General features: G+C 64.6%; 8 protein-coding genes. 2 read left to right on the plus strand and 6 right to left on the minus strand.

The window, feature by feature from the left end:
- The first annotated feature begins 88 nt into the window (after window positions 1-88).
- Together QM672_RS30765 and mce are read left to right on the plus strand one after the other, a co-directional pair.
- Entirely contained in the window at window positions 89-1,216 is a 1,128-nt protein-coding gene (locus QM672_RS30765; protein WP_415087161.1) for an anhydro-N-acetylmuramic acid kinase, read from the plus strand.
- Window positions 1,213-1,617 carry a methylmalonyl-CoA epimerase gene (mce, locus tag QM672_RS30770; RefSeq protein WP_311938714.1) on the plus strand — a complete coding sequence of 135 codons (405 nt, stop codon included), beginning with the start codon at window positions 1,213-1,215 and terminating at the stop codon, window positions 1,615-1,617. Before QM672_RS30765 ends, mce begins: the two co-directional genes overlap by 4 nt.
- Before the next feature lie 62 nt (window positions 1,618-1,679).
- Here the strand turns inward: mce and QM672_RS30775 are convergent, their stop codons facing one another.
- From QM672_RS30775 to QM672_RS30800, 6 genes are all read right to left on the minus strand, one after another.
- The gene (locus QM672_RS30775; protein ID WP_415087163.1) at window positions 1,680-3,107 is read right to left on the minus strand and encodes a DEAD/DEAH box helicase; all 1,428 of its coding nucleotides are present in this window, start codon (window positions 3,105-3,107) and stop codon (window positions 1,680-1,682) included.
- Window positions 3,108-3,571: 464 nt separating this feature from the next.
- Complete coding sequence (locus QM672_RS30780) at window positions 3,572-4,141, minus strand: hypothetical protein (protein ID WP_367626977.1); 570 nt, start codon at window positions 4,139-4,141, stop codon at window positions 3,572-3,574.
- A gap of 231 nt (window positions 4,142-4,372) precedes the next feature.
- Window positions 4,373-4,786: an HIT family protein gene (locus tag QM672_RS30785; RefSeq protein ID WP_068294889.1), complete on the minus strand. Its 414-nt coding sequence runs from the start codon at window positions 4,784-4,786 to the stop codon at window positions 4,373-4,375.
- A gap of 5 nt (window positions 4,787-4,791) precedes the next feature.
- Complete coding sequence (locus tag QM672_RS30790; protein ID WP_415087165.1) at window positions 4,792-6,030, minus strand: GNAT family N-acetyltransferase; 1,239 nt, start codon at window positions 6,028-6,030, stop codon at window positions 4,792-4,794.
- A gap of 105 nt (window positions 6,031-6,135) precedes the next feature.
- The gene (locus QM672_RS30795) at window positions 6,136-6,603 is read right to left on the minus strand and encodes a RidA family protein (RefSeq protein WP_415087167.1); all 468 of its coding nucleotides are present in this window, start codon (window positions 6,601-6,603) and stop codon (window positions 6,136-6,138) included.
- A gap of 126 nt (window positions 6,604-6,729) precedes the next feature.
- The coding region (locus QM672_RS30800; protein WP_415087169.1) for an isocitrate/isopropylmalate family dehydrogenase at window positions 6,730-7,164 on the minus strand (435 nt) is incomplete at its 5' end.

Here is a 7,164-nt window from a genome sequence, read left to right on the forward strand (position 1 = left end):
CCGCCAGTTCACAAAACGCTTTAAGCGCCCTCTAACAGGTTTGTCGGCGCTTTGGTACAGGGTGACCGCGAAATCGGGTGATTTGCGCATGAAGACGATGATGACGGCACTCGGGCTGATGTCCGGAACCTCGATGGACGGCATCGATGCCGCCCTGATCGAGACCGACGGCGAGGGTGCCGTCGAGATGGGACCGACAGTCGAGCTCGCCTATAGCGAGGATGAACGCAGCCTGCTGCGACAAGCCCTGGCCGATGCAGTGGCGATGAAACGCCGCAACGAGCGTCCCGGCGCCCTGGTGGCGGCCGAGCAGCTGATCACCCGCAAGCATGCCGACGTCGTCTCCGATTTCCTCAAGGCTCATGATCTCAGCCCCGATGATATCGATGTCATCGGCTTCCATGGTCAGACGGTGCTGCACCGCCCGCAAGAGCGGCTGACCGTGCAGCTCGGCGACGGCCAGGCGCTCGCCGACAGCCTCGGCATCCAGACCGTCTATGACATGCGGGCCGCAGACGTCGCCGAGGGCGGGCAGGGTGCGCCGCTGGTGCCGGTCTACCATCGGGCTCTGGTGCAGGCCGCCAAGCTCGCCGGTCCCGTCGCCGTGCTCAATCTCGGCGGTGTCGGCAATGTCAGCTATGTTGCAACGGGGCGCGATCCCATTGCCTTCGACACCGGTCCTGCCAATGCGCTGATCGACGATCTGATGATGGAGCGAACCGGCATCGCCCTCGATCAGGACGGGCGGCAGGCCTTGGCCGGAAAGGTCGACGAGACCGTGCTCGGCCAGTTGATGGCACATCCCTATTTCGGTGAAGCGCCGCCCAAATCGCTCGACCGCAACGCCTTTTCCCGCGAGGCGGTTATGAGCCTGGCCACGCCCGATGCGGTGGCGACGCTGGCCGCCTTCACGGCCCGCAGCGCGGCGGCGGCACGGCAATGGCTGCCCTCCGAGCCGAAATTGTGGATCGTCTGCGGCGGCGGCGCCCGCAATCCGGCAATCCTCAACTTCCTGCGCGCCGAGACCGGTGTGCCCGTGCGCACGGCCGACGAGTTCGGCTGGTCGGCGTCGATGATGGAGGCACAGGCCTTTGCCTATCTCGCGGTTCGATCCCTGAAGGAATTGCCCTTGAGCTTTCCCTCCAGCACCGGCGTCCGCAAGGCGCTCACCGGCGGCATTCTTGCCGTGCCGGGCCAGAAGCGGGCAAGCGCATGATCGGCCGCCTCAATCACGTCGCCATCGCGGTGCGCGACCTCGGTGCCGCGACCGCCGTCTATCGCGATACGCTCGGCGCGCATGTCTCGCAGCCCCAGGCGTTGCCCGAGCATGGCGTCACCGTCGTCTTCATCGAATTGCCCAACACCAAGATCGAACTCCTGGAGCCCCTGGGCGAGGCCTCGCCGATCGCGCGGTTCCTCGAGAAGAACCCGGATGGGGGCATGCATCACATCTGCTACGAGGTCGACGACATCCTCGCCACGCGGGACCAGCTGAAACAGGCGGGCGCGCGAGTGCTGGGCGATGGCCAGCCCAAGATCGGCGCCCACGGCAAGCCGGTCCTGTTCCTGCATCCGAAGGATTTCTCGGGCACGCTGGTGGAATTGGAGCAGGTTTGAAGCGCGACTTCCTTCTCCCGCAAGGGGAGGAGGCAAGCTGGTTTTGCTAGCGAGTTCCCGGCTTAGCCGTTGCTCTTGCGCCGGATCGGCGTGAGCAGGAAGGACGGCACGTGATCGCCCATGCCGATCACCACCGGACCATCGTCCTCGTCGCGACGATGCGGCCTGGAGGATTGCGGACGGCGCTGCTCGGAGGTCGGCTGCGGTTCGTGGCGCGGAGCCTTGGGAGCCTCGTCGCGCTCGCGTGGGGGCTTGGCCTCGCGGCCCTTGCCGTGCTGGCGCGGTTCCTCGGCTTTGCCGCCGCGCTCACGGCGCCCACGCCGCGGCTTGGCGTGGATTTCTTCCTCGTCGTCGCCCTCGATCGGCGGCGGATCGCCGGTGAAGGGGATCTTGTTGCCCGTAAGGGTCTCGATGGCGGAGACATGCTTGCCATCGGCGGAGCTGACCAGCGTGAACGCCCAGCCCGAACGGCCGGCGCGGCCGGTGCGGCCGATGCGGTGGACATAGTCGTCGGCGTGAACCGGCACGTCGAAATTGAAGACATGGCTGACGTCGGGAATGTCGAGACCGCGTGCGGCGACATCCGAAGCCACCAGGATCGGCATCTCGCCATTGCGGAAGCTGTCGAGCGCGGCCATGCGGGCGCGCTGGTCCATGTCGCCATGCAGCGCGACGGCGCCGAAGCCATGGCGCACCAACGAGCGATGCAGGATGGCGACTTCCGACTTGCGATTGCAGAAGACGATGGCGTTCTTGAGGTTCTCCGCCGAGCGGATCAGGCGGCGCAGCGTCACGCGCTTTTCGGCGGGAGTCGATTTGGTGTGCACCAGCGCCTGGGTGATGGTGGCGGCCGCAGTGGCAGGCCGGGCGACCTCCACCTGCACCGGATTGTGCAGGAACTGGTCGGTGATGCGCTTGATCTCGGCCGGCATCGTCGCGGTGAAGAACAGGGTCTGCCGGGTGAAGGGCACCAGCTTGCAGATGCGCTCGATGTCGGGAATGAAGCCCATGTCGAGCATGCGGTCGGCTTCATCGATGACGAGCAGCTCCACGCCGGTGAGCAGCAGCTTGCCGCGCTCGACGTGATCGAGCAGGCGGCCGGGCGTGGCGATCAGCACGTCGACGCCGCGCGTGATCTTAGCATCCTGGTCGCCGAAGGAGACGCCGCCGATCAGGAGGGCGACCGACAGGCCGCTCTTGCTGCCATAGCGGTCGAAATTCTCCTGGACCTGGGCCGCCAATTCACGGGTCGGCTCCAGGATCAGCGTGCGCGGCATGCGGGCGCGGGCGCGCCCCTTTTCCAGCAGCGTCAGCATGGGCAGCGTGAAGGCTGCCGTCTTGCCCGTGCCCGTCTGGGCGATGCCGAGCACGTCACGGCGTTGCAGCACGTGAGGAATGGCCTGGGCCTGGATGGGCGTAGGATTGGCGTATCCGGCCGCTTCCACGGCGGCGAGGACCTTTGAAGAGAGACCGAGTTCAGCGAAGCTCATTGCGGAAATGTCGAACCAACAGAGGCCGCCCCGATCGGACGGCGGAGGGCGGCTCGCATCGCCGCACGAACAAACAGGGCCCTATCGGGTGGGGCCCGGACGGCGCGACCATAGGGTTAGGCGAGGAAATGTCAATGGTTTTGCCGGCCAAAGCCACCGTTTTCGCTTGATTTTCAGGGCTTTCCCGCCGGTTTGCTGCTTGATAGGCGCTTTTGGCGATGATCAGACGGCAGGATTGCATGCTCGAGCAGCTGGGACGACGATCATTCCCTTACGTCAATTCAGCGGTGGCGAAGCAATGGCAGCCTGCGATTTGATGGAGGCATTCGAAATGATAAAATTAAGTGAAAACAATTAGTTAGAAAATAAGCGCTCAGCTGTGAGTGCACTTGGCTCCAACAAGACACGGAAAACAAAAAGGCGGGCATTGGCCCGCCTTACTTCTGCATGATGATGAGCCGGCCTTATTCGGCCACGGTCTCGGCCTTCTTCTTGGCGGGCTTGACCGGAGGCTTGGCGGGCTTGGCTTCGGCGGTCTTGACCGGGCGGGGCTTGGGCTTCTTGACCACAGGGGCTTCCGTGGCATCGCCGAAACGCTCGTTGATCTTGCGTGCGATGGGATCGTCGCGCTGCGCTTCCGGATCCATCGGCAGGATGGTCTCGATCGGATCGGCCTGGTCGATCGACCCGGTCTGATCCTGGATGATCGGGAACTGCGGCGCGAGGGTGGGATTGGCCGCCGCCTGCATCGAATTGGCATCGGCAGGGGTTACAGGGGCAGGTGCAGCCGGTGCCGGAGCAAGATTGGCAATGACCGGCGTCGTCACGGGGGCCGGGGCTGCCACCGCCGCGACCTCGGCAGGCGCAGCCGGTGCCGCATGGATCGAGCGGGCCGTGTCGATGGCGCCGACGAAAGCGACGAAACCGGCGGCGACCAGGGCGCCTTCGCGCTTCAGTTTCCAGTGGTGGCGGGCCCGGTAGGCAGTGTGCCAAAGCCAGCCGACAGTGATATCGACAGCACTTGCGACCAACATGACGAACTCCAACTCAACGCGACCTCGGTGAGAATCACTATTGCGCGTGATGGTGAAGAAAAACTTGCCAAGGCGAATCAAGCGTCAAGAAATTTTGCCGAGGCAAGTTTCGTCGAGTGGTCGCGGTGTCGGAGCGCGGACTTCCAGTCCGCTCTTGCATGAGGCAGACCGCAAAGAAGAAGCGGATATCGCGACATGTTTCCTGTCGCTGAGAAGTCCGCGCTCCAAGCTTTACAGCAGGGCGCGGATCTTGGCGGCGTGCTGGGCCAGGATGGCGTGATCCGCCATGGCGCGGGGGCGGACGGGAACGCCCGTCTTCATCGGCAGGATGTGGAAATGGATATGCGGCACTTCCTGCCCGCCCGAGACTTCCGAATGCAGGCGCAGCGTATGGCCGTCCGCGCCGAAGGCTTTGCAGGCGGCCAGGGAGACCTTCTGGGCGATCTGGGCGAGGTAGGCCAGTTCCTCCGGCTCCACGTCGAAGATGTTGCGGGCGGGCTTCTTGGGGATCACCAGGCTATGGCCGTCGACGATCGGCATGATGTCGAGGAAGGCGAGGGTACGATCGTCCTCGTAGAGCGTGTGGTTGGGAATTTCCCCACGCAGCAGCTTGGCGAAGATGTTGTCGGGATCATAAGCGGTCATACCCGCTATCCTTTCCTGAAGGGCGTTGCCTCGTCGAGAGCTTCGTGGTGGGCCGCGACCTCGGCGCGCTCATGCGCGAGATAGTCGTCGACCGCCCGGCGAAAACCAGGATCGGCAATATAGTGGGCGGAATAGGTTGTCACGGGCCGGTAGCCACGTGCCAGCTTGTGTTCGCCCTGGGCTCCGGCTTCCACGCGCCGGAGGCGGCGTTCGATGGCAAACTCGATGGCCTGATGATAGCACACCTCGAAATGCAGGAAGGGGTGGTCCTCGATGCAGCCCCAGTTCCGGCCGTAAAGCGTATCGGAGCCGATGAAGTTGATGGCCCCGGCGATGTAGCGGCCCTCACGCCGCGCCATCACCAGCAGGACATGCTCGGCCATGGTTTCGCCGATGAGGGCGTAGAATTTGCGATTGAGGTAGGGGCGGCCCCATTTGCGCGAGCCTGTATCCATGTAGAAGGCGTAGAAGGCGTCCCAGGCCTCCTTGGTGATATCGGCCCCGGTCAGCCTCTCGATGGTGATGCCGTTCGCGAGCGCATCGCGGCGCTCGCGCTTGATGGTCTTGCGCTTGCGGGAGGCGAGGGAAGCCAGAAAGGCCTCGAAATCGCCATAGCCTTCGTTGAGCCAGTGAAACTGCTGGTCGGTGCGCTGCAGGAAGCCCTGGCCACCGAGCCATTGCCAATCGTCATGGCCGATGAAGGTGGCGTGGATCGAGGAGCCGCCGATGGATGACAGGGCAGCCTTGGCACCCCTCACCAGTGCGGATGAAACGAGGGCCGGATCCTCGCCCGGCGCGACCAGGAAACGCCGGCCCGTCGCCGGCGTGAAGGGGATGCTCACCTGGAGCTTGGGGTAATATTGCCCGCCAGCCCGCTCATAGGCATCGGCCCAGCCCCAATCGAATACATACTCGCCCTGGCTGTGGCTCTTGCCATAGGCGGGCATGACGCCGGCGACCCGGTCGTCGTCATGGGTGACGAACAGATGGAGAGGCGTCCAGCCGGAACGTCCCCCGACACAGCCGCTCGCCTCGAGAGCGTGCAGGAAATCGTAGGAAATGAAGGGATTGAAGTGCTCGGCCGAGGGATCGGGAGCGGCTGCTTCATCCTCGGCGCCCGGGCGGCGCCCGGAAAGGCAATCCTGGGGCGCGGCGACGAGCGGATTGGCGCAGCGATCCCAGGCCTGGCGGCCGATGGCCTCGATCGAGGAAGCTGCCTTGATCGTAAAGCCCTGGTCGCTCAAGCTTGCATTCCCTCAACGGATACCTGTCCGGGGAATCTGGGCCTATTCGCGTCGAATGCAAGAGGCGCGGCCCGAGTTCCGTTGCCGCGCCCCCTATGCACGATCTCAGGCCACTTCGATCAGCGCCTCGACCTCGACGGTGGCATCGAGGGGAAGGGAGGGCACGCCCACGGTGGAACGGGCATGGCGTCCCTTGTCGCCGAAGACCTCGACCATCAGGTCGGAGGCGCCGTTCATCACCATCGGATGGGTGGTGAATTCCGGCGCTGCGGCAATGAAGCCGCCGAGGCGGACCACGCGCACCACATTGTCGAGCGAGCCGACGGCAGCCTTGATCTGCGCCAGGATGTTGATGGCGCAGTAACGGGCGGCGACACGGGCGTCCTCGACGGTGACCGTACCGGTACCCAGCTTGCCGGTAGCGGCCAGCTTGCCCTCATTGTTGAAGCAGAGCTGACCGGAGATCACGAGATGATTGCCGGTGCGCACCGTGCCGACATAGTTGGCGACAGGAGCGGCCGGGGTGGGCAGGGTGATGCCGAGTTCGGCAATGCGGGCGTCGATGACGGACATGGAGCGAACCTTTTCGGAGCGCGGACATCTTGTCCGCATCTGGGAACAGGGGGACGGCGGATGAAGTAGAGGAAGAGCGGGCATCGCGACACGCAAGCCTGTCGCTGAGAAGCCCGCGCTCCAGCGTCAGGCCATGGCCTTCTTGAGGTTCTCGTCGATCTTGTCGAGGAAGCCGGTGGTCGACAGCCAGCTCTGGTCGGGACCGACCAGCAGGGCCAGGTCCTTGGTCATGAAGCCGGTCTCGACGGTTGAGACGCAGACCTTCTCCAGCGTGGCGGCGAATTTGGCGAGCTCGGCATTGTCGTCGAGCTTGGCGCGATGGGCAAGGCCCCGCGTCCAGGCGAAGATCGAGGCGATGGAGTTGGTCGAGGTCTCCTTGCCCTTCTGGTGCTCGCGGTAGTGGCGGGTCACGGTGCCGTGCGCGGCCTCGGCTTCCACGGTCTTGCCGTCGGGCGTGAGCAGCACCGAGGTCATCAGGCCGAGCGAGCCGAAGCCCTGCGCCACGATGTCGGACTGCACGTCGCCGTCATAGTTCTTGCAGGCCCAGACATAGCCGCCCGA

It is taken from the genome of Labrys sp. (in: a-proteobacteria), assembly GCF_047605565.1.
Taxonomy (GTDB): domain Bacteria; phylum Pseudomonadota; class Alphaproteobacteria; order Rhizobiales; family Labraceae; genus Labrys; species Labrys neptuniae.

What these genes read in the sequence shown, in the direction of transcription:
- QM672_RS30795 (WP_415087167.1), bottom strand. Translation starts at nt 6,603, where the DNA reads ATGTCCGTCATCGACGCCCGCATTGCCGAACTCGGCATCACCCTGCCC.
- QM672_RS30785 (WP_068294889.1), bottom strand. Translation starts at nt 4,786, where the DNA reads ATGACCGCTTATGATCCCGACAACATCTTCGCCAAGCTGCTGCGTGGG.
- QM672_RS30780 (WP_367626977.1), bottom strand. Translation starts at nt 4,141, where the DNA reads ATGTTGGTCGCAAGTGCTGTCGATATCACTGTCGGCTGGCTTTGGCAC.
- mce (WP_311938714.1), top strand. Translation starts at nt 1,213, where the DNA reads ATGATCGGCCGCCTCAATCACGTCGCCATCGCGGTGCGCGACCTCGGT.
- QM672_RS30765 (WP_415087161.1), top strand. Translation starts at nt 89, where the DNA reads ATGAAGACGATGATGACGGCACTCGGGCTGATGTCCGGAACCTCGATG.
- QM672_RS30775 (WP_415087163.1), bottom strand. Translation starts at nt 3,107, where the DNA reads ATGAGCTTCGCTGAACTCGGTCTCTCTTCAAAGGTCCTCGCCGCCGTG.